Annotated in this window: 25 protein-coding genes and 2 tRNA genes; 16 read left to right on the forward strand and 11 right to left on the reverse strand. The window is 66.1% G+C overall.

Features of this window, described 5'->3' with window-relative positions:
- Positions 1 to 267 (forward strand): hypothetical protein (locus CRO39_RS21040; RefSeq protein WP_176520241.1); only part of this gene is annotated, 267 nt, incomplete at its 5' end.
- Positions 268 to 388: 121 nt separating this feature from the next.
- Here the strand turns inward: CRO39_RS21040 and CRO39_RS19770 are convergent.
- The 3 genes from CRO39_RS19770 to uvrB form a co-directional block, all read right to left on the reverse strand.
- Positions 389 to 574: a hypothetical protein gene (locus CRO39_RS19770; RefSeq protein WP_097123704.1), complete on the reverse strand. Its 186-nt coding sequence runs from the start codon at positions 572 to 574 to the stop codon at positions 389 to 391.
- Between the two features lie 241 nt (positions 575 to 815).
- A tRNA-Val gene (locus tag CRO39_RS19775) sits at positions 816 to 890 on the reverse strand.
- 122 nt (positions 891 to 1,012) lie between these two features.
- Positions 1,013 to 3,034, reverse strand: a complete 2,022-nt coding sequence (gene uvrB, locus CRO39_RS19780) for an excinuclease ABC subunit UvrB (RefSeq protein ID WP_097123705.1) — start codon at positions 3,032 to 3,034, stop codon at positions 1,013 to 1,015.
- A gap of 159 nt (positions 3,035 to 3,193) precedes the next feature.
- On the opposite strand from uvrB, the gene CRO39_RS19785 reads away from it, so the two are divergent.
- From CRO39_RS19785 to alr, 4 genes are all read left to right on the forward strand, one after another.
- The gene (locus CRO39_RS19785; protein ID WP_097123706.1) at positions 3,194 to 3,766 is read left to right on the forward strand and encodes a GspH/FimT family pseudopilin; all 573 of its coding nucleotides are present in this window, start codon (positions 3,194 to 3,196) and stop codon (positions 3,764 to 3,766) included.
- Positions 3,767 to 3,838: 72 nt separating this feature from the next.
- Positions 3,839 to 3,915, forward strand: a tRNA-Asn gene (locus CRO39_RS19790).
- A gap of 339 nt (positions 3,916 to 4,254) precedes the next feature.
- Complete coding sequence (locus tag CRO39_RS19795; protein ID WP_097123707.1) at positions 4,255 to 5,568, forward strand: D-amino acid dehydrogenase; 1,314 nt, start codon at positions 4,255 to 4,257, stop codon at positions 5,566 to 5,568.
- Positions 5,547 to 6,626 (forward strand): alanine racemase, encoded by a 1,080-nt coding sequence (alr, locus tag CRO39_RS19800; RefSeq protein ID WP_097123708.1) that lies wholly within the window; start codon positions 5,547 to 5,549, stop codon positions 6,624 to 6,626. The genes CRO39_RS19795 and alr overlap by 22 nt, the downstream gene beginning before the upstream one ends.
- 184 nt (positions 6,627 to 6,810) lie before the next feature.
- Here alr and CRO39_RS19805 read toward each other — a convergent pair whose 3' ends face one another.
- Positions 6,811 to 7,080 (reverse strand): metal-sensing transcriptional repressor, encoded by a 270-nt coding sequence (locus CRO39_RS19805; protein ID WP_097123709.1) that lies wholly within the window; start codon positions 7,078 to 7,080, stop codon positions 6,811 to 6,813.
- 47 nt (positions 7,081 to 7,127) lie between these two features.
- Between CRO39_RS19805 and dmeF the strand changes: the two genes are divergently transcribed.
- The gene (dmeF, locus tag CRO39_RS19810) at positions 7,128 to 8,099 is read left to right on the forward strand and encodes a CDF family Co(II)/Ni(II) efflux transporter DmeF (protein WP_097123710.1); all 972 of its coding nucleotides are present in this window, start codon (positions 7,128 to 7,130) and stop codon (positions 8,097 to 8,099) included.
- 88 nt (positions 8,100 to 8,187) lie between these two features.
- On the opposite strand, the gene CRO39_RS19815 is transcribed toward dmeF, so the two are convergent.
- Together CRO39_RS19815 and sufT are read right to left on the reverse strand one after the other, a co-directional pair.
- Positions 8,188 to 9,936 carry a S8 family peptidase gene (locus CRO39_RS19815; RefSeq protein WP_097123711.1) on the reverse strand — a complete coding sequence of 583 codons (1,749 nt, stop codon included), beginning with the start codon at positions 9,934 to 9,936 and terminating at the stop codon, positions 8,188 to 8,190.
- A 420-nt stretch (positions 9,937 to 10,356) separates the two neighbouring features.
- Positions 10,357 to 10,908 carry a putative Fe-S cluster assembly protein SufT gene (gene sufT, locus CRO39_RS19820; protein ID WP_097123712.1) on the reverse strand — a complete coding sequence of 184 codons (552 nt, stop codon included), beginning with the start codon at positions 10,906 to 10,908 and terminating at the stop codon, positions 10,357 to 10,359.
- Between the two features lie 207 nt (positions 10,909 to 11,115).
- Here sufT and CRO39_RS19825 point away from each other — a divergent pair, with 207 nt between their 5' ends.
- Positions 11,116 to 11,523 carry a hypothetical protein gene (locus CRO39_RS19825; protein ID WP_238394736.1) on the forward strand — a complete coding sequence of 136 codons (408 nt, stop codon included), beginning with the start codon at positions 11,116 to 11,118 and terminating at the stop codon, positions 11,521 to 11,523.
- A 27-nt stretch (positions 11,524 to 11,550) separates the two neighbouring features.
- Here the strand turns inward: CRO39_RS19825 and pdxR are convergent, their stop codons facing one another.
- Positions 11,551 to 12,996, reverse strand: coding sequence for a MocR-like pyridoxine biosynthesis transcription factor PdxR (gene pdxR, locus CRO39_RS19830; RefSeq protein ID WP_097123714.1), 1,446 nt, complete (start codon positions 12,994 to 12,996; stop codon positions 11,551 to 11,553).
- 119 nt (positions 12,997 to 13,115) lie between these two features.
- Here pdxR and CRO39_RS19835 point away from each other — a divergent pair, with 119 nt between their 5' ends.
- The 3 genes from CRO39_RS19835 to CRO39_RS19845 all read left to right on the forward strand — a co-directional run bounded on the left by CRO39_RS19835 (position 13,116) and on the right by CRO39_RS19845 (position 15,285).
- Complete coding sequence (locus CRO39_RS19835) at positions 13,116 to 13,613, forward strand: hypothetical protein (protein ID WP_097123715.1); 498 nt, start codon at positions 13,116 to 13,118, stop codon at positions 13,611 to 13,613.
- A gap of 116 nt (positions 13,614 to 13,729) precedes the next feature.
- Complete coding sequence (locus CRO39_RS19840) at positions 13,730 to 14,236, forward strand: hypothetical protein (RefSeq protein WP_097123716.1); 507 nt, start codon at positions 13,730 to 13,732, stop codon at positions 14,234 to 14,236.
- A 371-nt stretch (positions 14,237 to 14,607) separates the two neighbouring features.
- Entirely contained in the window at positions 14,608 to 15,285 is a 678-nt protein-coding gene (locus CRO39_RS19845) for a helix-turn-helix domain-containing protein (protein ID WP_141400875.1), read from the forward strand.
- An 82-nt stretch (positions 15,286 to 15,367) separates the two neighbouring features.
- On the opposite strand, the gene CRO39_RS19850 is transcribed toward CRO39_RS19845, so the two are convergent.
- Both CRO39_RS19850 and CRO39_RS19855 read right to left on the reverse strand, forming a co-directional pair.
- On the reverse strand, positions 15,368 to 16,819 hold the full coding sequence (locus CRO39_RS19850) for an NAD(P)(+) transhydrogenase (Re/Si-specific) subunit beta (RefSeq protein WP_097123718.1): 1,452 nt from the start codon (positions 16,817 to 16,819) through the stop codon (positions 15,368 to 15,370).
- Positions 16,816 to 17,127 (reverse strand): NAD(P) transhydrogenase subunit alpha part 2, encoded by a 312-nt coding sequence (locus CRO39_RS19855; RefSeq protein ID WP_097123719.1) that lies wholly within the window; start codon positions 17,125 to 17,127, stop codon positions 16,816 to 16,818. The genes CRO39_RS19850 and CRO39_RS19855 overlap by 4 nt, the downstream gene beginning before the upstream one ends.
- Before the next feature lie 320 nt (positions 17,128 to 17,447).
- On the opposite strand from CRO39_RS19855, the gene CRO39_RS19860 reads away from it, so the two are divergent.
- From CRO39_RS19860 to CRO39_RS19870, 3 genes are read left to right on the forward strand one after another with little or no spacing between them, the layout of a single operon-like run.
- Positions 17,448 to 18,014: an RNA polymerase sigma factor gene (locus CRO39_RS19860; protein ID WP_097123720.1), complete on the forward strand. Its 567-nt coding sequence runs from the start codon at positions 17,448 to 17,450 to the stop codon at positions 18,012 to 18,014.
- On the forward strand, positions 18,011 to 18,379 hold the full coding sequence (locus CRO39_RS19865; RefSeq protein WP_097123721.1) for a hypothetical protein: 369 nt from the start codon (positions 18,011 to 18,013) through the stop codon (positions 18,377 to 18,379). Before CRO39_RS19860 ends, CRO39_RS19865 begins: the two co-directional genes overlap by 4 nt.
- Before the next feature lie 4 nt (positions 18,380 to 18,383).
- Positions 18,384 to 18,818 (forward strand): DUF3106 domain-containing protein, encoded by a 435-nt coding sequence (locus tag CRO39_RS19870; protein WP_097123722.1) that lies wholly within the window; start codon positions 18,384 to 18,386, stop codon positions 18,816 to 18,818.
- Positions 18,819 to 19,025: 207 nt separating this feature from the next.
- Here CRO39_RS19870 and CRO39_RS19875 read toward each other — a convergent pair whose 3' ends face one another.
- Both CRO39_RS19875 and CRO39_RS19880 read right to left on the reverse strand, forming a co-directional pair.
- On the reverse strand, positions 19,026 to 20,120 hold the full coding sequence (locus CRO39_RS19875; RefSeq protein ID WP_097123723.1) for an NAD(P) transhydrogenase subunit alpha: 1,095 nt from the start codon (positions 20,118 to 20,120) through the stop codon (positions 19,026 to 19,028).
- Between the two features lie 156 nt (positions 20,121 to 20,276).
- The gene (locus CRO39_RS19880) at positions 20,277 to 22,589 is read right to left on the reverse strand and encodes a DUF1631 domain-containing protein (protein WP_097123724.1); all 2,313 of its coding nucleotides are present in this window, start codon (positions 22,587 to 22,589) and stop codon (positions 20,277 to 20,279) included.
- 153 nt (positions 22,590 to 22,742) lie between these two features.
- On the opposite strand from CRO39_RS19880, the gene CRO39_RS19885 reads away from it, so the two are divergent.
- The 3 genes from CRO39_RS19885 (at position 22,743) to CRO39_RS19895 (ending at position 24,965) form a co-directional block, all read left to right on the forward strand.
- Positions 22,743 to 23,324: a nitroreductase family protein gene (locus tag CRO39_RS19885; protein WP_097123725.1), complete on the forward strand. Its 582-nt coding sequence runs from the start codon at positions 22,743 to 22,745 to the stop codon at positions 23,322 to 23,324.
- A complete protein-coding gene (locus CRO39_RS19890; protein ID WP_097123726.1) occupies positions 23,317 to 24,225 on the forward strand; it encodes a 5'-3' exonuclease in 909 nt (302 codons plus the stop codon). The genes CRO39_RS19885 and CRO39_RS19890 overlap by 8 nt, the downstream gene beginning before the upstream one ends.
- 188 nt (positions 24,226 to 24,413) lie before the next feature.
- A complete protein-coding gene (locus tag CRO39_RS19895) occupies positions 24,414 to 24,965 on the forward strand; it encodes an NUDIX hydrolase (protein WP_097123727.1) in 552 nt (183 codons plus the stop codon).
- Positions 24,966 to 25,327: the final 362 nt, after the last annotated feature.

Consider the following 25,327-nt stretch of genomic DNA (forward strand, 5'->3'; position numbering starts at 1 on the left):
AACCGGCAGAAGGGATTGCCGCAGGCCGACCTGCTGGTGCTGTTGCCTGACCGCGTCAGCGGCACCTACGGTCCGGACAGCACGCTGGTGGCCCAATACGGCGGCAACGCGGCGGTACCGCTGCGCAGCGAAACCACCGCCCAGCAGATGCAGCGGCCGGCGGAGGAAACCTACCAGCAGCTACAGCAAGTGGAGCAGCAACTGGCGCTGGAGCACCGGCAGCGCGAACACGCCCAGGTGCACGGTTCAGGTATGGCTATGGCATAAGGCCATGCGGGGTGTTCGAACGGACAGGCTGATAACGGCATAGCGGGCCCGCGGCAATGCCCCCGCAATCTGAAGCACTTCGCTCGCTAGTCGTTTGTGCGCTTGCCCAACGACAATGCCATTACGGGCCCATCCGTCGCGGTCGCGGCGGCCGCGCGACCGGTTGCAGGCTCTCCTCCCGGATCAGTTCTTCCATCCAGGCTCTGGCGTCCTCCAATGTCAGCTCCCGACGAAGTTTGGCACCGGAAGCGTTCACCACCAGATAGCCGGTTACTTCATGGCTGTCGAAGACTTCATCGGTAGTCAAAGCGACCACCTGATAGGGTCCCCGGGTAAGGACAGGATGCCTATATTCCGTCACTGGCGTGTTCTCCTGATGCGTTGGCCCAATGATAGTACCGGGGCACGAAAGCGGTCCGGGCAACGACCAAGCGAAATTCCGTGACTGCGCACCGGCCATCACGCCGCATCCGTGGCAACGCGGTTCGCCGCAAAGGGAAGATACAGGAGAAAATCCATCGAAACCCTTGCTGTCACTGGGTCTTCGATGGTGGGCGGTACAGGGTTCGAACCTGTGACCCCTACCATGTCAAGGTAGTGCTCTACCGCTGAGCTAACCGCCCGAAGGCCTGCGCGGATGCCCGCAGCAGGGGCGCGAATTCTACCCTGCTGCGCGGCGGCCGACAACTGGCCTGCAGCCGCCCTGCCCCGTCGGCCATCTTTGGCGCTGCCAAGCCCCGCCGGCTCAACTGATCAGGGCGGCTTCCTTCAGGCGGTGGATCTGGTCGCGAAGGCGCGCGGCTTCCTCGAATTCCAGGTCGCGGGCGTGCTGGTACATCTGCTGCTCCAGCGCCTTCAGGCGGCCGGCAATCTGCGCCGGGTCCATCGCCGCGTAGTCCGGCGCCTCTTCCGCCACCCGCCGGCCCTTGCCGCGGCCGGACTTGCCGTCGCTGCCGCCTTCGCTGCGCGCGCCTTCCAGGATGTCGACGATAGGCCGGGCCACCGAGCGCGGCGTGATGCCGTGCTCGGCGTTGTATTCGACCTGCTTTTCACGGCGACGGCCGGTTTCGTCGATGGCCGCCTGCATCGAACGGGTCACCTTGTCGGCATACAGGATGGCCTTGCCGCGCAGATTGCGGGCGGCGCGGCCGATGGTCTGTATCAGCGACCCGGTGGAGCGCAGGAAACCCTCCTTGTCCGCGTCCAGGATGGCCACGAGCGACACTTCGGGCATATCCAGGCCTTCGCGCAACAGGTTGATGCCGACCAGCACATCGAACTTGCCCAGGCGCAGATCGCGGATGATCTCGACGCGTTCGACGGTGTCCACGTCCGAATGCAGGTAGCGCACCTTGATGCCGTGTTCGCCCAGGTATTCGGTCAGGTTCTCGGCCATGCGCTTGGTCAATGTGGTGACCAGCACGCGATCGCCCCAGCCCACGCGCTCGTTGATCTGCGACAGCAAATCATCCACCTGGGTGCCGACCGGGCGGATTTCCACTTCCGGGTCGATCAACCCGGTTGGGCGCACCACCAGTTCCACCACCTCGCCATTGGATTCGCGCAGCTCGTACGGGCCGGGCGTGGCCGATACATAGATGCTGCGCGGCGAACGCTGCTCCCATTCCTCGAATTTCAATGGCCGGTTGTCCAGCGCCGACGGCAGGCGGAAGCCGAACTCCACCAGCGTTTCCTTGCGCGAACGGTCGCCCTTGTACATCGCGCCTATCTGCGGGACGGTCACATGCGATTCGTCGCAGACCAGCAAAGCGTCCGCCGGCAGGTAGTCGAACAGCGTCGGCGGCGGTTCGCCCGGCGCCTTGCCGGTGAGGTGGCGCGAGTAGTTCTCGATGCCGGAGCAGAACCCCACTTCGGCCATCATTTCCAGGTCGAACTGGGTGCGCTGGGCCAGCCGCTGCGCTTCGACCAGCTTGTTCTGCGCGTACAGGGTTTCCAGGCGTTCTTTCAGCTCCACCTTGATCGTCTCGACGGCGGTCAGCACGCGCTCGCGCGAAGTGGCGTAGTGGGTCTTCGGATAGATGGTGTAGCGCGGCAGCTTGCGCAGGGTCTCGCCGGTCAGCGGGTCGAACAGGGTCAGGTTCTCGATGTCGCCGTCGAACAGTTCGATCCGCAGCGCCTCCATGTCGCTTTCGGCCGGATGCACGTCGATCACTTCGCCGCGCACGCGGAAGGTGCCGCGCTGCAGTTCGTATTCGTTGCGGGTGTACTGCAACTGGGTCAGGTGGCGGATCAGTTCGCGCTGGTCGATGTGCTCGCCGCGCGAGAGGATCAGCCGCAGCGATAGATAGTCCTCGGGCGCGCCCAGGCCGTAGATGGCCGACACGGTCGCCACCACCAGCGCATCCCGGCGCGACAGCAGCGCCTTGGTCGCCGACAGCCGCATCTGTTCGATGTGCTCGTTGATGGAGCTGTCCTTCTCGATGAAGGTGTCCGACGACGGCACGTAGGCCTCGGGCTGGTAGTAGTCGTAGTAGCTGACGAAGTACTCCACCGCGTTATGCGGGAAGAACGCCTTGAACTCGCCGTACAGCTGCGCGGCCAGGGTCTTGTTGGGCGCCATCACCAGGGTCGGCTTCTGCACCGCCTCGACCACGTTGGCGATGGTGTAGGTCTTGCCCGATCCGGTGACGCCGAGCAGCGTCTGCTTGGCCAGGCCCGCCTCGAAGTTGTCGACCAGTTTTCGGATGGCCTGGGGCTGGTCGCCGGCGGGGGAATACGGGGAGACGAGTTGGAAGCGGTCGGTCATGGGGGCATCCCGAATGCGATCCATGAGTATAACTTCCCGAAGGATGACAACCTTGTGCGGAATTTTCCTACGCGCCAAAGCGATGCCTGCCGATGCACATAGCGATGCGGACACGCGAACCTGAACGCACCCGATATGCACGGAATCAGGAGATTCGCGATGAGCAGGAAGCTCACAGGGACGGGAACGCTTCGCCATGCCGCGCCGGCCGGTCGCGCCCGCGGGTTCAGCCTGATCGAGGCGATGATTGCAATGGCGGTGATGGTGCTGCTGGCCGGCATGGCGCTGCCGGCATACCAGCATCTGGTCCAGCGCCAGCGCGTGGACGCGGCGATGCATCTGCTGACCGCCTACATGGCCTCGGCACGGCTGACTGCGGTCAATCTGCGCACCATCACCGTGGTCTGCCCGTCCAACGGCCAGGGCGGCTGCCGGCTGGATGGCGACTGGAGCGACGGTTGGCTGATGTTTCTGGACAAGGACGGCAACCGCCAACCTGACGACCCGCGCGATATCCTGCGCGACGAACGCGCCCCGGTTCATCCTTCGCTGCGCATCGTTTCCGGCAGCGGACGCCCGCAGCTGCGGTACCTGCCCGATGGCCGCAGCAGCGGCAGCAACCTGACCGTCCGCCTGTGCCAGGACGATGCGTTGCTGGGCTCGGTCATCGTCAACAACGCCGGCCGGGTCCGCTCGGCGCGGCCGGAACGCAGCCAGCCCTGCGGAAGCTGATGCGGGCCTGGCGGATTTTCCGTGCCGGGGATCTTGCCCGTTCGGGCGCCTGCCCCCTACAATAGCGACCCCGCCCGAATAGCTCAGCCGGTTAGAGCACTTGACTGTTAATCAGGGGGTCGTTGGTTCGAGTCCAACTTCGGGCGCCAGAAACCCAAAGGCTTGCGTAGCGATACGCAGGCCTTTTTCGTGCCCGCCCAACGTCGCACCGACAGCGCGCCGGAACGACCGGCAGCCGCCATCTTTGCCAGGAGCGATGCGGCCGGGGACAACCTGTCCGCCACGAATCGGTGATGTGCAGTCGGCAGCCCGTTCGGCTGTGCCCATTCGCCGCTTTTCGTCTTCGGCGAGGAGCCGCATCAGGATTCTCGAATAAATGCAAGCGGCAATACGGCAAGTAAGACTGCAGCTTCATTCCTATAATTCACGTTCGGCCATCGGCAACACGTTTCAACGACAACACCGGCGAGTCCCGGCGAGGTAGAGCAATGCGAGTAATGGTGCTTGGCGGTGGCGTCATCGGTATCTGCAGCGCGTGGTACCTGTCGCGGGCCGGCTTCGATGTGACACTGGTCGACCGGCAGGCGGGGCCGGCGCTGGAAACCAGCTTCGCCAACGCCGGGCAGATCTCTCCCGGCTATGCGTCGCCGTGGGCGGCGCCGGGAGTGCCGTTGAAGGCGCTCAAATGGTTGTTCATGCGGCATGCGCCGCTGTCGATCCGGCCCGGGTTGGATGCCAACCAGTACCTGTGGCTGGCGCGGATGCTGCGCAACTGCACCGCAACCCGCTATGCCGCCAACAAGGCGCGGATGGTGCGCCTGGCCGAATACAGCCGCAGTTGCCTGGATGAACTGCGTGCCGAGACCGGTATCGATTTCGAAGGCCGCCAGCTCGGCACCACCCAGCTGTTCCGCACCCAGGCGCAGTTGGACGGCGCGGCCAAGGACATCGCGGTGCTGGACCAGTACGGCGTGCCCTACGAGCTGCTGGATCGGGCCGGCATCGCCCGGGTCGAACCGGCGCTGGCCGGCGCGTCCGACAAGCTGGTCGGGGCGCTGCGCCTGCCCAATGACCAGACTGGCGACTGCAACCTGTTCGCCACCCGGCTGGCGGCGATGGCCGCGGCGGCTGGTGTGGAGTTCCGCTATGGCCAGACCCTGGAAGCGCTGGAAACCGATGGCAGTCGCATCAGCGGCGTGCGCATCGACGGGCGCCGCGAAACCGCCGACCGCTACGTGCTGGCGCTGGGCAGCTATTCGCCGCAGTTGCTGGCGCCGCTGGGCCTGCGCCTGCCGGTGTATCCGCTGAAGGGTTATTCGCTGACCCTGCCGATCGCCGATGCGGCGATGGCACCCGCTTCGACCATCCTGGATGAAACCTACAAGGTCGCCATCACCCGCTTCGACGATCGCATCCGCGTCGGTGGCATGGCCGAGGTGGTCGGTTTCGATCTGTCGCTGCCGCCGCGCCGCCGCGCCACGCTGGAAAAGGTGGTGACCGATCTGTATCCGCGCGGTGGCGATCTTGCCAATGCCAGCTTCTGGACCGGCCTGCGCCCGGCCACCCCGGATGGCACGCCGGTGATAGGCGCAACCCGCTATGCCAATCTGTTTCTCAATACCGGCCATGGCACGCTGGGCTGGACCATGGCCTGCGGCTCCGGACGCTATCTGGCCGATGTGATAGCCTCGCGCAGGCCGCAAATCAGCGGCGAAGGCCTGGATATTTCCCGCTATCGCACACGGCGCGGACCGGCCACCGTCGATGGAGTCGAGGCCCCATGCGCCCAGCTCGTGCGCTAATCGATCTGGGCGCGCTGCGCCACAACTACCGTCTTGCCAAAGCTGCGGGCGGCGGCAAGACGCTGGCGGTGATCAAGGCCGATGCCTACGGCCACGGCGCGGTGCGCTGCGCGCAGGCGCTGCAGAATGAGGCCGACGGTTTCGCGGTGGCCTGCATCGAAGAAGCGCTGGAACTGCGCCAGGCCGGGATCGAGGCGCCGATACTGTTGCTGGAAGGATTTTTCGACAAGGACGAGTTGCCGCTGATCGACCGGCATGGCTTCTGGTGCATGGTGCACGATCCCTGGCAGGTCGAGGCACTGGAACGCGCGGCACTGACGCGCCCGCTGAAAGTCTGGTTGAAGCAGGACTCGGGCATGCACCGTCTGGGCCTGTCCGCGCAGGCCTGCATGGCCGCTTGGCAACGGCTGCGCCAGGTGCCGGACATCGAACCGATGGTGCTGGCCAGCCACTTTGCGCGTGCCGACGAACTGGACTGCGTACGCACCCGCGAACAGGCCGAGGCCTTCGCGCAACTGAGTGCGCAGATACCGCTGCCAACCAGCCTGTCCAACTCTCCCGCGCTGCTGGGCTGGCCCGACATACGCGGCGACTGGAGCCGCGCCGGCCTGATGCTCTACGGCGCCACGCCATTCCCTGCCGCGCACCCGCAGGCCGATCGACTGCGTCCGGTGATGACGCTGGAATCGCAGATCATCGCCGTGCGCGAACTTCCGTCCGGGGAACCCATCGGCTACGGCGGCCGCTTCGTCACCCGCAAATCCAGTCGCATCGGTGTCGTCGCGCTGGGCTATGCCGATGGCTATCCGCAGTTCGCTCCGGACGACACGCCGGTGGCCCTCGCCGGAAAACCGGGGCATCTGATCGGGCGGGTCTCGATGGACATGCTGACGGTGGACCTGACCGACCATCCGTATGCGGGTATCGGCACGCCGGTGCAGTTGTGGGGCGATCAGGTCGCGGTCAGTTCGGTGGCCGCGCGCAGCGGGATCAGCGTCTATCCGCTGCTGTGCGGATTGAAGCGGGCGCCGCGGATCTATATCGATTCCCAGGCATAGGGCGGCTGCCGCCCAGGGTCGGCGCGATCGCTTCGTCGCTTGCGATTGCTATGACAGAAGAGCATCGATTCAATCGAGGCGCGACTACAGAATCGAGCAATCAGACTGTCGCTCCAGTGGATGGAACGCTTGCACACCGGTGCGCGGCTGGATGGAAAACAGGCGCCGACTCGGCGATGTTTCCCTACAGATAAGAGCGCATCGCCTGGATGGCTTCTTCGATCTGCTGCATCCGCAATTTCTCGTCCGTCTCGGCGCCGGCGTGCTCGCGCAGGTGTTCGTGCAGCAGTTCCATCAGCAGGCTGTGGGCTGCGCCGCGCACGGCGGCGGCCTGGGTCAGCACATCGATACAGTCGGCGCCGGCTTCCAGCGATGACTCGAGCGCCGACACCTGGCCTTTGACCCTGCGGATCCTGGCCAGCAGCTTTTTCCGGTTCGACTGGACATGCGCCATGGCGGACGATCATATACCCTACGGGGGTATATTTCACTGCCTGCGCCATGAACCTGGAAGCCGCCGCCCGCCAGCGCACCCACCATCACGCCTTCGACGAAGGCAATCCCTTGGCCGAACGCAACACCCGCCGTGCGCTATGGCTGACGGCGACGATGATGGTGGTCGAGATCTCCGGCGGCTGGTGGTTCAACTCGATGGCGGTGCTGGCCGATGGCTGGCATATGAGCTCGCATACCCTCGCGCTGGGGCTGGCGGTATTCGCCTACGCCTGCGCGCGGCGCTATGCCCGGGATCGCCGCTTCGCATTCGGCACCTGGAAGATCGAAATCCTGGGTGGGTACACCAGCGCCATCCTGCTGCTGGGCGTGGCGGCGCTGATGGCCTTCCAGTCGGTCGAGCGCCTGCTGGCGCCCAGCCTTATCCACTACGACCAGGCCATCGCCATAGCGGTCGTCGGCCTGACGATCAATCTGGTCTGCGCGTGGCTACTGCGTGGGCATCATCACGGTCACAGCCATGGCGATGACCGTGGATACGGACACGGACACGGACACGACCACCATCATGATCTGAACCTGCGCTCGGCCTATGTCCATGTGCTTGCCGATGCGGCCACGTCGGTGCTGGCAATCGTTGCCCTGATCGGCGGCAAGATCTGGGGAGCAGCCTGGCTGGATCCGGCCATGGGCATCGTCGGCGCCGTGCTGGTCAGCGTCTGGGCCTGGCGCCTGCTGCGCGACTCCGGACGGGTGTTGCTGGATGCGGAAATGGATGCCCCGGTTGTCGCCGAAATCCACGAAGTCGTCGAACAAGGCCCGCTATCTGCGGTTATCACCGACCTGCACGTCTGGCGCGTCGGACGCGGCAAGTACGCATGCGTGCTCAGCGTGGTGACCGCCGCCGATGCCGATGCCGACGCCGACACGTTCCGCCAGGCGTTGCGCGTACACGATGAACTGGCACATATCACCGTGGAGGTCTGCCGCATCGGCCCGGCCTCGCCTGCGCTGGCCTGACATCGCATCGGATTCGAACCCGATGCGATCCGCAGAGGCAGATGACCCCGGCAGACGCCGGGGTCGGTACCGCTGATGGCGCGATGGCTCAGTAGTTGGCGACCAGGCTGACACCGGAGAAGGTGGAGTAAGCCTTCACCCGCACATACCAGGTGCCCGACGAGGGCGCATTGAAGGTGCAGGTCTCGTTGTTGCCGCTGGTGTAGGGCCGGCAGTTGTACGCCGTATCGGTTGGCGCGCTCCCGTAGCGGACATAGATATCCGCGTCGCCGGTGCCGCCGGAAATCTGCACGGTCAACGTGCTGACGCCGGCCGGCACTGCAACGGTGTAGTTCAGCGAGTTGCCGGTCGTGGCCGCCAGGCCGGTGACCGGGACGCCATCCTGCAACACGTTGCCGCCGCCTCCGCCGCCGCCCTGGGCGGCCACCACGGCCGCATCGGCATTGGCGATGCCGGCGCCGCAACCGCCAGAACAGCTGCCCGGCAAGGGCCTGGCCGTGCTCTTCAACATGCTTTCCACCTGCGACGGCGACAACGGCGAAGATGCCGCCGCCTGCATCAGCGCCACCACGCCGGCCACATGCGGGGCCGCCATCGACGTGCCGTTGTAGGAAGCGTACGAAGCGCTGCCCGGCGTGGTGGTGCCGGTATTCAACGTCGACAGGATGCTCTGGCCCGGCGCGGAGATGTCGATGCCGGTGCCGTAGTTGGAGAAGCTGGCGCGCGAACCGGTCGACGTCGTGGCCGCGACCGCCACCACGTTGGGGCAGTTGGCCGGCACCGAACCGGACACATTGGCGTTGCTGTTGCCCGCCGCCACCACCACGGTGGTGCCGCGCGACACGGCGCCGTTGATGGCGTTCTGGTAGGTCGTCGAACAGGAGCCGCCGCCGCCCAGCGACAGATTGATCACTTCGGCGGGATTGGCGTTGGCCGGCACGCCGCTGACCGTTCCGCCCGAGGCCCAGGTGATCGCGTCGGCGATGTCCGAGGTGTAGCCGCCGCAACGGCCCAGCACGCGTACCGGCACGACCTTGGCATTGAACGCGGTACCGGCTACGCCGGTGCTGTTGTTGGTCACCGCCGCGACCGTACCGGCGACATGGGTGCCGTGCCAGCTCGAGTTGGTCACCGGCGAGCCGGAATAGCATTCGCCCGCAACCGGATTCCAGTCGCCCTCGTCATTGGGATTGGAGTCGCGGCCATTGCCGTCGCGCGAAACGAAGGTATCGCTGATGAAGTCGTAGCCCGGCAGGATGTTGGCGTTCAGATCCGGGTGATTGGTGATGCCGGTATCGATCACCGCGACCACCACGCCGGCGCCGGTGGACTTGTCCCAGGCCGGCCGCACATTGATGCTGGAAGAGCTGGTGCCGAAGCCCCACTGCTCGGAGAAGCGCGTGTCGTTGGGCACCAGCACCGGGTACATGCGCTGATCGACCTCGACGTATTCGACATTCGGGTTGGCGGCCAGCTGCTGCATCAGCGATTCGGCTTCCACCCGATCCAGCTTGCGGTCGCTGCGCACCACGTCGGCGCCGCCGGCAGCCAGCCGCATCAGCCGCTGTACCCCCAATGCACGGCCATTGCGCTTGCCCACGGCCGCACCGGCAGCCCGGTTCAATGCCGTATTCAGCGCGCTGGCGCTGGCGGTTTCGCTGCTGCCGTCGCGGTACTTGACGATGAAACGGTCGAACCCTTCCGGCTGGTCCGCTTGCAGGCCGCTGGTGTCGATACGGCCGGCCATGGCGGGAAACACATAGAGCGCAGCAACTGCAGTGGCGACCGCAACGGTGGCAACCTGCCAACGCGAACGGCGCTTGGATAGATCGGACATCAGACTTCCCTCTTCAATGGTGGTACCGCACGAGGCGGCGCGATCCGGCCGAACGGCGGAAATGGCGAGAGGGGGATGGCTGCCATGCCCAGGTTCGTCCGGAAGTGTCGGCCATGCATGCATTGCGCATGGCCTGAACCGACGCTATCCGATAACCGGCAGATGAATCAGGGATGAAAAACACAATTCGGCAAAGAAATTGTCACTTTTTTCACTTGTGCAGGTAAACGAAGTGAAGTAAGCGCAACTACATTTATTTACTTCTGTGCCGCGTGAATGCGCCGGCTGCAGACTCCCGCCCCATGAGCGGTGGCGTGTGTCAAAGCGCGGAAAGTACGCTGCACTACCGGCGGCAAGACCCCCTTGCAGCAGTGCGCATCCGCGCCGGAGGGCAAGCGCGGCAAGAACCCGGCCAGCGTCTTACAGCATGCCGGTTTCCAGCTTCGCCGCTTCGGACATCATGTGCCGTCCCCACGGCGGGTCGAACACCAGTTCGACGTCGGCTTCGGCGATGGTCGGAATCATCTCCAGCTTGCTGCGCACGTCATCGACCAGGATCTCGCCCATGCCGCAACCGGGCGCGGTAAGCGTCATCTTGACTTCGACCTGGCGCTGGCCGTCGTCGCGGCGGCTCAGATTGGCTTCGTAGACCAGGCCCAGGTCGACGATGTTGAACGGGATTTCCGGGTCGAAACAGGTGCGCAACTGGTTCCAGACCAGGGTTTCGACTTCATCGTCGCTGGCGTCTTCGGGCAGGCTCAGCGGCTCGGCCGGTTCCTTGCCGATGGCATCGCCATCCTTGCCGGCGATGCGGAACAGGTTGCCCTCGACGAAAACGGTATAGCTGCCGCCCAGCGCCTGGGTGATATAGCCGTAGCTGCCGGCCGGCAGGGTCACGCTTTCGCCCTGCGGCACCAGCACGGCGGCGCAGTCGCGCTCGAATTGGACGGGTTCGCTGCTACGGGAATACATGACAGATAAGTAGGGACGGAAGCGCCAGGCGCAAGTCCGCCATTGTACCCGCGCCAGCCACGACGGCTGCAGCGCCCGGCCGCCGTGGGCACCGGACAGATAGCGCCTGCGCCCGGCCGCGCCACGCAGGCGGCCACGCATCACCCCCAAAGGCGGCAACACGCTCTATCCTTGGCGGCCGTTGCCGGAGTCCTCATGCCGCCGCCATTGTCCGTCTTACGCTCCTCCCGCTGGCTGACGCCACTGATACTGCTGCTGGGCGGATTGTGCTTTTCGCTGATCTGGATCCTGCTGGCGTTGCACCTGGACAGACAGGCCGGCTGGATGGCGCTGCTGGCCGCACTGGATGCCGCACTGATCCTGCGTTTTACCGGCATGCGCCGCGGCCCTGCCCGGATCCTGCTGGCGGTAACCGCCACCGTGCTGATGATCGCACTGGCGCTGTGGGGCATCGTCGCCAGCCAACTGGGCTTCATGCTGGGCCTGAGCCCGTGGTCTTCGGCGGCCAAGCTGGGACTGGCGCATGCCTGGACGTTGCTAGGCCTGGCCAATACGCCGGCGGATCTGATCTGCATGGCGGCCGCGCCGCTACTGGCCGCGTTCGCCGCGCGCTGAGCCAAGGCCGGCGGTGGTGCCGGCGCGTCAACGTTCGCGCGTCTCCTCGATACATCGCGCAAGCAGGCCCACCGCCTGCTCGATTTCCCCGACCGACATGCCGGCATATCCCATCAGCAGGCCCAGGCGATCCGGCGGCCGCTGGTAGTACGGCGCAATCGAGAACAGATCCAGGCCCAGCTCGCGTCCGCGCGCGATCAGACGCTCGCCCTGCGCGCTGTCGTAATCCCGTAGCCAGGTCACCAGATGCATGCCGGCGCGGGAGTCGGCGATGGCGATACGCTCGCCCAGCGCATCGCGCAGGCCTTTCAGCAAGGCGCTGCGCCGTTCGTTCAGCGCGCGCCCCGCACGGCGCAGATGGCGCTCGAAACCGCCGCTTTCCATGAAATGGGCCAGTGCGCTCTGCTCGATGGCCGAGGTGCCGAAGTCCTCCTGCCATTTCGCGGTGACGTAGTCCTCGCGCAAGCCCGCCGGCATCACCAGGTAACCCAGCCGCAACGAGGGGAACAGCACCTTGGAAAACGTTCCGACGTAGATCACGCGTCCGCTCCGGTCCAGCGAACGCAACGCCGCCAGCGGCTGGGCGTCATAGCGGAATTCGCCGTCGTAATCGTCCTCGAATACCCAGCAGCCATGCCGCTGGGCATAGTCCAGCAGTTGCAGCCGTCGGCTCAGCGACATCACCACGCCGGTGGGAAACTGGTGCGAGGGCGTCACGTACAGCAGCCGTGGCGGCGGCTCCGGCAAATCGTCCAGCACCAGACCCTGCGCATCCACATCGACGGCATGGACGCGGGCGCCGTGGATCTGCAGCACTTCGCGCATCGCGGTGTAGTGCGGTTCTTCCACCACCGCGGTATCGCCAACGTTCAACAGCACCCGCGCCGTCACCGCCATGGCCTGCTGGGTGCCGGTCACGATCAGCACATCGTCCGGCGTGGTCTGCACCCCGCGGCGGCGCGCCAGGTAGTCGCAGACGGCTTCGCGCAGCGCCGGCAATCCCTGGGTTTGCGGATAGTGGGGCTGCGTATAGGCGGCGGCATGCGCCAGTTCGCGCGCCCAGGCGCTGGTAAGCGCAGGGTTGGTGTAAGGGACGCCATACTGGAAGGCGTACCGCATACCGGGCGTGGCGCGGCCCGGCATGGCGGCATGATCGTGGTACTTGCGCGCTCGGCGCGCGTATTCCGACTGCGGCGGCAGCACCGCCGGCGCACCCGGCGCCAACCCGCTTGCCGGTTGCAGCGGCGGTGTGATGAAGCTGCCGGAACCGACCCTTGCCGCCACAAAGCCTTCAGCACGCAGTTGCTCGTAGGCAGCCAGCACGGTGTTGCGGGACACTCCCAGTTCGCGCGCCAGCAGGCGGGTGGCGGGCAAGCGGGCGCCGCGGGTAATGGAGCCGGTCAGCATCACGCCCTTCAGGGCGCGGGTCAGTTGGGCGTGCAGCGGCCCTTTCCCATCCAGTTGCAGGTGCATCGGCAGGCCTCGATTCCAATTGGCTCCATTCGAGCCTACAGAATTGGACCTTGATAGTGCCACTTTCCTGCTTCCTGATAGGGCCAATTCCCGCCTGGATCCCCCTCTGGAGCGCACCGATGATCCTGATCACCCCCTACGCCTGGTCCCATCGCCTCACTGCCCGCCCCGTCCCCTGGCTGCTGCTGGCCGCCGTCTATGCGACGGCGCTGGATCTTGGGTTCGCCGCGCTGTTCTGGGCCGGCGAAGGCGTAGCGGCGATCCGCATCCCGCAGTCCATCGCCAGTTGGCTGCTGGGGCGGGCGGCCTTCGACGGCGGCCTCGCCACGGCGATGCTGGGAACGCTGGTTTACCTTGCCCTGATGTGGGCGCTGGCGGCGCTCTACAGCCGGCTGTCCCGCATCTTTCCGCGTTTGCTGCGCCAGCCCAACCGTTTCGGCCTGGCTTACGGCGCCTTGATGTACGGGCTGGTGTTCCATGTCGGCGTTCCTCTGTTGACGGCAGCGGGGCCGGCGTCGCAGCGCGCCGATTGGATAGCCGCCTGCGTCCTGGCCTACATGGTGTTGGTGGGTCTGCCTTGCGCCTGGGCATCGCGCTGGGCGGCCGGGCGCGATTGACCGCGCCACCGTCTTTGGCGCCTTGCGACGCCGCCCGATTGGCTCTGGCCCCGGCCCAGACGCATCGGCTGCAATCGGCTCCCCGCCCTTGAGCCGGACTGCCAGGAAAAACCGCCATGAATGCTGTCGCCAGTTGCGCCGTTCCCAACCGCCATCCTTTGCGCCATGTGGTCCTGGGCGGCATCACCGCCGGCACCCTGGACCTGATCTACATCTGCAGTCTTTACGCCTTCAAGGGCGTCGGTCCAATCCGGATATTCCAGTCCATCGCAGCCGGCTGGTTGGGGCGGGAGGCGGCGGTCGCCGGTGGAATGGCAACGGCATTGCTGGGCCTGATTTCCCATTTCGGCATAACGCTGGCGATGGCGTACGCCTACTACGCGGCAAGCCGCCGCTGGACGCTGCTGGTCGAACGTCCGCTGCGCTATGGCGCGCTGTACGGACTGCTGTTGTATGCGGTCATGACCTATGTCGTGGTGCCGCTCTCGGCCGCGGGCGGGCCGCAACCGCCGGCCTGGCAGTGGATCAACCTGGCCCACATCGCCGCGCACATGGTGCTGGTGGGCATCGTCTGCGCACTGGCCGCCCGGCGGGCGCTGCGGGGCAAGCGCGGGCGCGGTTGAGTTCATCGCCGGCCTGCCCGGTCTGAAAGGCAGGCCCGGCGATTGCAGGCCGACTCCGGATTGGTCCCTTCCGCGCCGACCGAATTGGCTCTCAAACGCGTGCGGAACGCTTACTAAAGTGGTCTCAACGTCATGCGGTGCACATGCATGCAGAGAGGACCATTCCGATGGATATAGAGCACCATAGCCTGCGCTTCGGCGACAGCCTCAGTCCGCTACGACTCTCCGCGGACCGCTTCCACATGCTGCATGGCCGCGGCCGCGGCATCCAGGTCGATATACCCGCGGGCTGGGTATCGCTATGGTGGCCGCTGCATGGACAGATCGAACTGAGAGCCAGCGGCGGCGAATGGCGCCTGGCTGGCCGCCGCATGCAGCTATGGCGCGATGGTGCCGTGCGCTGCAATGGACTGGGTCCCCAGGCCTGGCTGGCATTGGCCGGTCCGGCGGCGCTCTGGGATGCCGGTGTGCTGGCGCATGCCAAGACCGTTCCCCTGCTGCTGCCGTGGCGCGGAAACGGTGGCCGCGAAACGGCTGGACTGCTCATCCGGCTGGCGCGAACGGGATATGCCGGCTCGACACGGCCGGCGGGGCAACCGGCGACGCTGCTTCCCGCGCTCTGGTCCGCCCTGGCGGACCGGCAGCAGGACCTGCAGGCGAAGCTGCAGCGCTGCAACGGCCGGACAATGGCCAGGCGGCAACAGACGCTGCTGCGCCTGCTGCGCGTGCGGCACCTGATCGAATGCAATCCCGATACCAGGTTGGACCTGGAGTGTCTGGGGAGGGCGGCGAACTATTCGCCCTGCCACTTGATCCGCCTTTATCGCAGCGTGTTCGGCGAGACGCCTTCGGAATACGCCGCGCGGCTGCGCGAGCAGCGCGCCTGGTCGATGGTCAGCACCACCGCCCTGCCGATCTGCGAAATCACCGAGATGCTCGGCTTCGAAAGCCAGAGCGCGTTCTGCCGGGCATTCAAGAGCACGTTCGGCCGGACCACGTCGGAGGTCCGGCGCACTCAGTCGTGCGCGCAAAGCGCGCGCGCCGCATGAACCCCAACGGCACGGCGCAGAGCCGGCCTCGCTTGTCGCCAGTGCGGACCCGGTTGCGCTGCGCCGGCCCGCAGCCGCCGGTTCAATGTCCGCCGCCGTCCAGCGCCTTCAGTTCGCTGACCAGCGCGCTGGCCATTTCCGCGCCATCGCCGTACAGCATGCGGGTGTTGTCGGCGTAGAACAGCGCATTCTCGATGCCGGCAAACCCGGTGCCCTTGCCGCGCTTGATGACGATGGTGTTCTTCGAATCGACCACGTCCAGGATCGGCATGCCGTAGATCGGCGAGGAAGGATCGGTCCTGGCGACCGGATTGACCACATCGTTGGCGCCGATGACCAGCGACACGTCGGTGGTCGGGAATTCCGGATTGATGTCGTCCATGTCGGCGATCAGGTCGTAGGGCACGCCGGCCTCGGCCAGCAGCACGTTCATATGCCCAGGCATGCGCCCGGCGACCGGGTGGATGGCGAACTTCACCTTGACCCCGCGCTCCATCAGCTTCTGGGTCAGTTCCCAGATCTTGTGCTGCGCCTGCGCCACCGCCATGCCGTAACCGGGAACGATGACCACGCGTTCGGCGAATGCCATCATCGCGGCGACATCGCCAGCTTCGATAGGCTTCTGCGTGCCGCTGATTTCCTGCGCCTGGCCGCCGCCGCCGAAATTGGAGAACAGCACGCCGCTGATTGGCCGGTTCATCGCCTTGGCCATCAACCGTGTCAGCAGAATACCGGCCGCGCCAACCATCATGCCGGCGATGATCAGCGCTTCGTTGCCCAGCACATAGCCTTCGAACGCCACCGCCAGGCCGGTCAGCGCGTTGTACAGCGAAATCACCACCGGCATGTCGGCGCCGCCGATCGGCAGCGTCATCAGCACGCCCAGCGCCAGCGCCACCACGAAGAACGCGATGATCGCCACCGGATTCAACGTCCCCGCGGCCCAGCCGCCCAACAGCACCATCGCCACGAACACCAGCAGGTTCAGCGCCTGCTGGCCCGGGAACACCATCCGCCTGTCCAGCCGCCCATCCAGCTTGGCCCAGGCGATGACCGAACCGGACAGCGCCACCGCGCCAATCGCCGACCCGATCGTCGCCAGCGCCAGCGTCACCATGCCCGGGTGGCGTGCGGCCAGCTCGGCCAGCGCCGATTCGCTCCAGTGGGTGGTGTCGCGATTCATCAGGAACGAGAACCGCAGCAGTTCGACCGCGCCAATCGCGGCAGCCGAGCCGCCGCCCATGCCGTTGTACAGCGCCACCATCTGCGGCATGTCGGTAATCGGCACCTGCTTGCCGGACACCCAGGCCACCGACGTGCCGATGGCAATGGCGGCGATGATCAGCGGGATATTGTGCAGATCCGGCAGGAAGAAGGTCGCCACCGTGGCGATCAGCATGCCCAGGCCGGCCCAGCGGATGCCGCTGCGCGCGGTCAGCGGCGAGGCCATGCGCTGCAGGCCCAGCAGGAACAGCGTGGCGGCCACCAGGTAGCTGGTGGCGACCAGATAGGAACGGACTTCGTCCAGGCTCATCGCTTGCCCTCCGGCTTGGCGGCGGGCTTCCGGGAACTCTTGAACATCTCCAGCATGCGCTCGGTCACCACATAACCGCCGGCGGCGTTGCCCGCGCCCAGCAGCACCGCGACGAATCCGATGGTCTTCTCCAGCGTGGTATCGGCATGGCCCAGCACCACCATCGCGCCGATCATCACGATGCCATGGATGAAGTTGGAACCGGACATCAGCGGGGTGTGCAGGATCACCGGCACCCGCGAAATGATCACATGGCCGGCGATGGCCGCCAGCATGAAAATGTACAGGGCCACAAAACCGTCGTTCATCCGCGCTCTCCGTGATGAGGTAAGCACGCGTGCGAGCCGCCGCACACGTCCTTCCGCATCATAACCGCCCCTGAATCCATTGGAACCCGGGTCAACCGGCTGGGCTCCGGTGCGTTACCCCTTCCGTGACGCCTGGACGGGACCGATTGGCCGGCGCCAGGACCTGTTGCCCCGCTGGCATCAGTGCCGTTGAACGCAGAACGGGGCAACAGAATGAGGAAACCTATGCCAGTACATCGGCCAAACCGGATGAGACGCCGCCGCTGCGTAGCCGCCCAGCGGCGCCATGGGCTGCTCCGGGCATCGACAGGGCCTAAGCTGTGCTGGTGAATACCGACATCACGCCCGGCCTGGAGATTGCGCCGCCACCGCCGACGGCGGCGACGCTGGAGCTGTTCCTGGCCGACATCGGCCCGCGCGCGTTCCGTTTCGCCGAGGCCGGATTGCGCAACCGCGACGACGGCCTGGATGCGGTACAGGATGCGATGATGAAGATGCTGGCCTACCGCGACCGCCCGGCCGGCGAATGGACGCCACTGTTCTGGAGCATCCTGCGCCGCCGCATTGTGGATCTGCAGCGCCGGCAGAATTTCCGCCAGCGCTGGCTGGCGCCGGCCAGCGAACGCGGCGAGGACAGCCGGATCGACTGGGCCGACGCCGCGGCCGGCCCCTCGCAATCGCACCAGCAGCAACAGTCCTATACCCGGCTGGTGCAGGCGCTGCGAACCCTGCCGGCGCGCCAGCGCGAAGCGTTCACGCTGCGCGTACTGGAAGAGCTGGACGTGGCCGACACCGCCCGCGCGATGGGCTGTTCGGAAGGTTCGGTAAAAACCCATCTGTCGCGCGCGCGCGATGCCCTGCAAAAGCGACTGGAGGACTTCCGATGACCGCGTCGGACCACAATCACGAGCATTTCGATCGCCAGGCCAGACAACTGCATGCGGCCGCGGTCACTCATCTGTCCGCACAGACCCTGGCGCGCCTTCGCGCCGCGCGCCACGCCGCCCAGACCGATGCGGCGCCAGCCCGGCGCGGCCACTGGCGCTGGCTGGCGGCCACGGCATTCTCGGCGGTCTTCGCGGTGGCAATCGTGACCCAGCTCGGCCCGTTGACGCAGACGCCGGAGGCGCCGGATGCGACCGTCGCCGACAACATTTCCGACTACGACCCGGCGCTGATCGTGCTGGACGAGAACCCCGACCTGTACCTGTGGCTGGCCTCCAGCGAGGCGCAGCCGCTTGCGATGGAGTAAACCGATGAAAATCCGCTTTCCACTGATGCTGCTGGGCCTGCTGGCCGCCAGCCAGGCTTTCGCGCAATCCCCGACCGCCACCGCCTTGCCCGAATGGGACAAACTGACCCCGGCGCAACGCGAGACGCTGCTGGCGCCAATCCGGGACCGCTGGAACAGCGAACCCGAGGCGCGCGAGCACATGCTCGAGCATGCGCAGCGCTGGCAGCGGATGACTCCGGAACAGCGCAAGCAGGCCCGGCGCGGGGTCAAGCGTTTCGAACGCATGAATCCCGAACAGCGCGAGCAGGCGCGGGTGCTTTACCGGCACATGGCCGAGTTGCCCGCCGAGCAACGCAAGCAGTTGCAGGAACAATGGCGGCAGATGACGCCCGAGCAGCGCCGGGCCTGGATCCTGAAGAACGCGCCGGATCAACCGCCACCGGAAGCTAAGCCGTAGTGGCGCGCCACACTGGAGTACTTCAGCCAATGCGAACCGGGCCGTATCGGAATCGATTCCTTGCGGGAGCGACGCGAGTCGCGATGAGGCTTTACCCATAGCTCATCGCGACTCGCGTCGCTCCCGCAAGACACGTCAGGATGCCTCAGATCCCGACAGGGAACGCCACAATCCCTGCCCAACGAATCAGAATCGCCGTATGGCCGATCAACCCGCTGCAGCCGGTTCCGGCCAGCGCGTCTTCGCCAGCAGTTCGTCTTCCCAATCGAAGCCCAGTGCGCCATCCTTCAGGAACAACGCCACGAAGTTGTAGACGTTGCGCGCGTACATCTCGCTGGCATGGACGGCGCCCATGCTGGCCAGGTTCAGCGGACCGGCCACGGTGACGCCGTTGTGTTCGATGGTTTCGCCCGGGCGGGTGGCTTCGCAGTTGCCGCCGGTTTCCGCGGCCAGATCGACGATCACGCTGCCCGGCTTCATGCCTTCCACCATCGCGCCGCTGACAATCTTCGGCGCCGGCCGGCCGGGTACCGCCGCCGTGCAGACCACCACGTCGATGCCCTTGAGGTGCGCGGCCAGCCGGCGCTGCTGCTCGGCCCGCTCCTCGTCGGTCAGCTGCCGCGCGTAACCGCCCTCGCCGGCGGCGCTGACGCCCAGATCCAGGAACTTGCCGCCCAGCGATTCGATCTGCTCGCGCGTCTCCGGGCGCACATCGAATCCCTCCACCTGCGCACCCAGGCGCTTGGCGGTGGCAATGGCCTGCAGGCCGGCCACGCCGGCGCCGACCACCAGGACCTTCGACGGGCGGATGGTGCCGGCCGCGGTGGTCAGCATCGGAAAGAAGCGCGGCGCCAGTTGCGCGGCAATCAATACCGCCTTGTAGCCGGCCATGCCGGCCTGCGAACTCAGCACATCCATCGCCTGCGCGCGGGTGGTGCGCGGCAGCCGTTCCAGCGGAAAGGCCAGAATGCCGCGCGACTGCAGCGCCGCGGCCCGCGCCGGATCGGCCTGCGGCTGCAGCATGCCGACCAGGGCGGCACCCTGCTTCAACTGTTCGATGTCCGCAGCGGCTGGCGGCTGCACGCACAGCAGCAGATCCGCCTGCGCACGCGCCTGGCCATCGGCCAGCTGCGCGCCCGCATCGGCGTAGGCCTGATCGACAAAGCCGGCCTGGCTGCCGGCGCCGCGCTCGACCTTGACCGTGGCCCCGGCGCCAACCAGCTTCTTGACCGTTTCGGGGGTGGCGGCGACACGGCGCTCACCCGGTGCCGACTCCTTCAGAATCAGAACTTCGACCGCCATGGTTCCCTCATCGCTGGGTAGTGAGGGTCCGATGCTAGCAAAGCTGCCGCCCGCGTGCGGGTTCGACTTCTTGTAGGAGCGACGTCAGTCGCGATGGGCCTTCCCAGCAAAGCTTCATCGCGACTCGCGTCGCTCCCGCAAAACTACCCTACCCGCTCAAACCGCGGCGGGCACGCTGGCGCCCGGATCCAGGCGGTCGATGACGCCCTGCATCGCGCTGTCGAAGGCATCCTCGTCATGGTGCGTGCGCAACCGGCCCATCCGCACCATCGCGGCCAGTTCCTCCGGCGATGCGACGCAGAAGCGCACACCGCGGCGGTTGACGAACAACAGCCGCGACGAAATCGGGCTGACCCACGACAGCTTGCCCGGCTGCACCTTGTTGTCCTTGTCGATGAAGTCCAGCCAGGTGCCGATGGCCAGCTTGCGGAAATGGTCGGCGTCGGTGTGATCGAACTCCAGCGTATCGGTGCCGCCTATCAGCTGGATGGGGGCGTTTTCGTCTTCGCTGGCGGACTTCGGCAACACGACCTGAGGCAGTTCCGGCAGCGAGCGTTCCAGATCCGGACGCGAGGCGGCCACCGCCTGCAACGTATCGTGCAGCGCATCGACCGCAGCGCTGGCGGCGTCGGCGTTCATGCCGACGCTGGAAAACACCTGCTGCAATGCAGGCCGCCACGCTTGCAGCCATGGCTTGCCGATAACGTGGCGCTGGGCCTCGGAAAGTTCTTCCAGCAAGCCATCGGCCAGCGCCAGCGCCTCGCCCAGGCCATCGCTCTCTTCGCCTTCGCGCAGCACCGTCATGGTGACGTGGTGCGCCCAGGGCTGGCGCATGAAATCGTCGATCGCCTGCGGCACTGGCCGTCCGGTCAGGCGCGCTTCCAGTTCGGCGTTGGTGCGGATGCGCGCGGCTTCCAGACGCTCCTGTCCGCGCTGGATCTCGGCGGCGCGACGCTCGGCGATTTCGATGCGGCGGCGGTGCTGATCCAGGAAAGCCCGGAATTCCTCTTCCAGGGTCAGGAAGATCGCCAGATTTTCGTTGAACTCGGCGACCAGGCGGTCCACCACTTCCTCGACCTTGGTCAGCAAGGTACGTTCGGCCGCGCTTTCGCCGTTGTTGCCTTCGCAGGCCTCGGCCAGCACGTTGAGCAGGCGCCGCGCCGGATGGGTCTTCTGCACGAACATGCGCCGGTCCAGCAGCGCGACCTTGACGAAAGGCACCACCAGCCGCCCGATCAGCTCGCGCGGACGGCCTTCCAGATCGCGCTCGTCCAGCATCACGTCGAACAGCATGCCGACCAGATCGATGGCGTCCTCGTCCACCGGCGCCAGCCGCGCCATGGCCGGGTCCACTCCCAGTTGGGTGGCGCTGCTCAGCACTTCGCTCTTCAGCCGCTGCGCCAGCGATTCGCCGGTGTCGCCGATGGCCGCGCGCAGCGTCGCGCTGGGCGAAGCCTGCAGCAGCGACAACACCGACAGCATCTCGCGTTGGGACAGATCGCGCTGGCCGCCGCCGGACGGCGCCTGTCCCTGCTGTTGGGAGGATTCGCGGCCGTGGCGGGATTCCTGCAACAGATGGTGCAGCGCCTCCAGCAGCACGCCCTGCGCGCCCGGACCGCCCGAATAACCGGGGGGGCCGTCGGCCATGCCCTGCATGTGGCCGCCGCCGCCGCGCATCTGCTGGCGACTGCCGGCCATGCGGTTGACGAAACGCGCCGCCCAGTTTGGCGCGCTGTCCTCGGCTTCCAGCACATCGGCGTCCTCTTCGTCGATGTCGGCCGGTCTGGGAGCCGGGCGGGCCTGCTTGCGCGCGGCCGGCATCTCCGGCATCACGCCGGCCTGCACCAGCCGCTGATCCAGGGCTTCATAGATCCTGCCGATGCCCGGCACCAGATCGCGTTCGCACAGCTTGATCACCACCAGCCGCACTTCCGGGGTCAGATCGCAGGTGGAGAAGGCTTCATGGACAGCGACCCCGATGTGTTCGGGGCCGATGGGGTTATGGTCGTTGTCCAGCGTCACATTGCCGGCAATCCAGCCCAGGCGCCGGTCCAATCGCACCAGCACCGGCTTCCATTCGCGCATGATCACGCTGGCCAGGTTGCGCGCGGCCAGCCGCGATTCCAGTTCCTGATCCGAGACCAGGCTCAGCGAGGACTCGTTGTTCTGCGCCAGCGCATGCTCGACCGACAGCGGATCGCCGGCTTCCAGGGAATGCCAGGCCTTGACCAGGTGGGCACGGAAACGGGCGACGATTTCGTCGCGGCGGCGGCGCAGCTCGCGCATCGCATCGAGGAACGCCATCTGCGAGTGGCCGGCGCGCTCGGCGCGGTCGAACAACGCGTCATCGAAACGGCCCAACGCCACCGCAAACGTATCCACCAACGGCGGGACGGCCGTATCCCGGGCCTGATCCAGCAGGCGCTGGTCACGACCGGTGCGTTCGGTGGCGGTGAAGCTGTTCGGCATGCGCAAGGTTCCCCGCCTTGGCAGGCGAAAAGAGTGACCCAGGGGCTGCGGTGCTGGCCGCCCGGACATCGTAGGGAATCCGGCACCGGGACATCCGTGACCTTGTCGGCACTTTGATGCCGTGCGGCATAAATGACAAGCTAAACTTGCCTCATGAGCATTTTTTCCCCCCTGAATTTCCTCGATTCCCGCCGCTCCGTCCCCTCCAAGCAACTCGGCGAGCCCGGCCCGGACGACCCCACCCTGGCCCGGATGCTGCAGGCCGCGGTCCGGGTCCCCGACCACGGCAAGCTGGTGCCATTCCGTTTTCTCCGCATTCACGGCGATGCCCGGTTCAGCCTGGGCGAGCAACTGGTCAGGCTGACCCTGGAACGGGAGCCGGATGCGCCGGCAGCCGCGCTGGAGAAAGAACGCAGCCGCTTTTCGCATGCACCGTTGATTATCGCCGTCATTGCCCGCCTGACCCCCGGGCACAAGGTCCCTGAGCAGGAACAGCTGCTCAGCGCCGGCAGCGTCTGTTTCGCCCTGCTGCAGGCTGCGCAGGCGCTGGGGTTCGGCGCGCAATGGCTGACCGGCTGGATGGCCTACGACCGCACCATCGCCGCAATGCTGGGTCTGCAGGACAACGAGAAGATTGCCGGCTTCATCCATATCGGCACCGCCAAGCTGGAAGCGCCCGAGCGCGACCGCCCCGATGCCTGGGCGTTGCTGAGCGACTGGCAGCCCGATGTCTGAAGCGGCCGCGCAACCGTCGCTCTACCTGATCGACGCCAGCCTGTACGTGTTTCGCGCCTGGCATTCGATGCCGGACGAATTCCAGGATGCCGACGGCTGGCCGACCAATGCGGTGCACGGCTTTGCGCGCTTCCTGCTGGAGTTACTGGAGAAGGAACGTCCACGCTATATTGCCGTGGCCTTCGACGAGGCGCTGGACAGCTGTTTCCGCAACAAGTTGTACCCGGCCTACAAGGCCAACCGCGATCCGGCGCCGGAAGAATTGCGCCGCCAGTTCGCCCATTGCAAGGCGCTGTGCGCTGCGCTGGGGCTGAATGTGCTGGCGCATAGCGAATACGAAGCCGACGACCTGATCGGCAGCGCATTGCACGCGGCGCGGCCGCGCGGTTTTCGCGGCGTCATCGTTTCGGCCGACAAGGATCTTTCGCAGCTGTTAATGGCCGCCGACGAGCAATGGGATTTCGCCCGCGGCCTGCGCTGGGGCATGGCCGGCGTCAAGGCGCGCCATGGCGTGGAGGCGCGACAGATCGCCGACTACCTGGCCCTGTGCGGCGATGCCATCGACAACATTCCCGGCATCACCGGTATCGGCAGCAAATCGGCGGCAGTGCTGCTGTCGCACTTCGATAGCCTGGATCAGCTGCTGGCGCGCATCGATGAAGTCCCGTTCCTGCGCCTGCGCGGCGCCGCCGGCATGGCGCTGCGGCTGCGCGAACAGCGCGAGCACGCCCTGCTGTGGCGGCAGCTGACCACGATTGCGCTTGACGCGCCGCTGGGCGAGGTCGAGCAGGACTTCCTACGCGCCAGCGCCGACGCGCAGGTGCTGACCGCATTGGCCGATGCGCTGCGTTTTGGCCCGATGACACGACGGCGGCTGCTGGAAGCGGCCGGAGTCGCCTGAGTACGGCGACGCGGCGCTGGTTTTCCCAGGGGCTCCGCTGTCGCCACAAACCGCTGGCAGGGCGAAGCTTGCTGCGCTGCCTCCAGTCGGAGCGTCAACCAAGCCACAACAGCCGGGCAAACCCGTTACTGTGGATGGAAAGCCCGCGCTTCTACCGGACCGTCATCATTTCCGGCTAGCATGAACGCATGAAAAACAAGACCGCCGCACCCATCACCGTCTACGAAGGCAACTACCTGCGCATGGTCGAGCGCGGCACCTGGGAGTATTCCGAACGCACCCACGCCGGCGGACTGGCGGCCATCATCATCGCCGTCACCCCGCAGGACACCGTGCTGTTCGTCGAACAGTTCCGCGTGCCGCTGCAGGCCAACACCATCGAAATGCCGGCCGGCCTGGTCGGCGACATTCATGCTGGGGAGTCCATCGAGATTTCCGCCATCCGCGAACTGGAAGAGGAAACCGGCTGGACCGCCGAACGCGCCGAAGTGCTGATGATCGGCCCCACCTCGTCCGGCAGCAGCAGCGAGAAAATCGCCTTCGTCCGCGCCACCGGCCTGACCAAGGTCGGCGAAGGCGGCGGCGACGGAGACGAAGACATCACCGTCCACGAAATCCCCCGCACCCAGGCCGCCGCCTGGCTGGTGCAGAAGATGGCCGAAGGCTACGAGCTGGACGCCAAGCTATGGGCGGGGTTGTGGATGATTGAGCATGAGTTGGATGGAAGCCCGCGTGGGTAGCCCGTTAGCCGAATAAATATCCAGCAAAGCGACCTTTGGGCAATTGATGAACAAGTAGCCGCAACGGTGCACCTTGATACAGGGAAGATATGGTGCTCACTCAATGGGAACTGGGCCGACTCTCCTCACTTGGGCACCAACCCAGTGTTTGATCAATCTCAGCACGACGCAGATAAGCTGCTTGCAGGGAAGTCCGTTACGCCACATCTATATGCGGAATTTCAGAACATTACCGTGACTGTGCGTGGAAGCACGAGCGAGATGATTTAGTCGGTCCTGCAAAATTACGATCAACCCACGCACTGACCCGTAAGCCGGTTTGCGGATGGCATTGATCGCAGTATTGCCGACCACAGACGCGC

Origin of the sequence: Pseudoxanthomonas wuyuanensis (assembly GCF_900215535.1) — a bacterium.
In the GTDB taxonomy this organism is placed as follows: Bacteria; Pseudomonadota; Gammaproteobacteria; order Xanthomonadales; family Xanthomonadaceae; genus Pseudoxanthomonas_A; species Pseudoxanthomonas_A wuyuanensis.

What these genes read in the sequence shown, in the direction of transcription:
- alr (WP_097123708.1), top strand. Translation starts at nt 5,547, where the DNA reads ATGCGCCCAGCTCGTGCGCTAATCGATCTGGGCGCGCTGCGCCACAAC.
- CRO39_RS19890 (WP_097123726.1), top strand. Translation starts at nt 23,317, where the DNA reads ATGTCTGAAGCGGCCGCGCAACCGTCGCTCTACCTGATCGACGCCAGC.
- CRO39_RS19840 (WP_097123716.1), top strand. Translation starts at nt 13,730, where the DNA reads ATGAATGCTGTCGCCAGTTGCGCCGTTCCCAACCGCCATCCTTTGCGC.
- CRO39_RS19875 (WP_097123723.1), bottom strand. Translation starts at nt 20,120, where the DNA reads ATGGCGGTCGAAGTTCTGATTCTGAAGGAGTCGGCACCGGGTGAGCGC.
- CRO39_RS19805 (WP_097123709.1), bottom strand. Translation starts at nt 7,080, where the DNA reads ATGGCGCATGTCCAGTCGAACCGGAAAAAGCTGCTGGCCAGGATCCGC.
- CRO39_RS19815 (WP_097123711.1), bottom strand. Translation starts at nt 9,936, where the DNA reads ATGTCCGATCTATCCAAGCGCCGTTCGCGTTGGCAGGTTGCCACCGTT.
- sufT (WP_097123712.1), bottom strand. Translation starts at nt 10,908, where the DNA reads ATGTATTCCCGTAGCAGCGAACCCGTCCAATTCGAGCGCGACTGCGCC.
- CRO39_RS19835 (WP_097123715.1), top strand. Translation starts at nt 13,116, where the DNA reads ATGATCCTGATCACCCCCTACGCCTGGTCCCATCGCCTCACTGCCCGC.
- uvrB (WP_097123705.1), bottom strand. Translation starts at nt 3,034, where the DNA reads ATGACCGACCGCTTCCAACTCGTCTCCCCGTATTCCCCCGCCGGCGAC.
- CRO39_RS19850 (WP_097123718.1), bottom strand. Translation starts at nt 16,819, where the DNA reads ATGAGCCTGGACGAAGTCCGTTCCTATCTGGTCGCCACCAGCTACCTG.
- CRO39_RS19895 (WP_097123727.1), top strand. Translation starts at nt 24,414, where the DNA reads ATGAAAAACAAGACCGCCGCACCCATCACCGTCTACGAAGGCAACTAC.
- CRO39_RS19785 (WP_097123706.1), top strand. Translation starts at nt 3,194, where the DNA reads ATGAGCAGGAAGCTCACAGGGACGGGAACGCTTCGCCATGCCGCGCCG.
- CRO39_RS19865 (WP_097123721.1), top strand. Translation starts at nt 18,011, where the DNA reads ATGACCGCGTCGGACCACAATCACGAGCATTTCGATCGCCAGGCCAGA.
- CRO39_RS19795 (WP_097123707.1), top strand. Translation starts at nt 4,255, where the DNA reads ATGCGAGTAATGGTGCTTGGCGGTGGCGTCATCGGTATCTGCAGCGCG.
- dmeF (WP_097123710.1), top strand. Translation starts at nt 7,128, where the DNA reads ATGAACCTGGAAGCCGCCGCCCGCCAGCGCACCCACCATCACGCCTTC.
- pdxR (WP_097123714.1), bottom strand. Translation starts at nt 12,996, where the DNA reads ATGCACCTGCAACTGGATGGGAAAGGGCCGCTGCACGCCCAACTGACC.
- CRO39_RS19885 (WP_097123725.1), top strand. Translation starts at nt 22,743, where the DNA reads ATGAGCATTTTTTCCCCCCTGAATTTCCTCGATTCCCGCCGCTCCGTC.
- CRO39_RS19870 (WP_097123722.1), top strand. Translation starts at nt 18,384, where the DNA reads ATGAAAATCCGCTTTCCACTGATGCTGCTGGGCCTGCTGGCCGCCAGC.
- CRO39_RS19855 (WP_097123719.1), bottom strand. Translation starts at nt 17,127, where the DNA reads ATGAACGACGGTTTTGTGGCCCTGTACATTTTCATGCTGGCGGCCATC.
- CRO39_RS19880 (WP_097123724.1), bottom strand. Translation starts at nt 22,589, where the DNA reads ATGCCGAACAGCTTCACCGCCACCGAACGCACCGGTCGTGACCAGCGC.
- CRO39_RS19845 (WP_141400875.1), top strand. Translation starts at nt 14,608, where the DNA reads ATGCAGCTATGGCGCGATGGTGCCGTGCGCTGCAATGGACTGGGTCCC.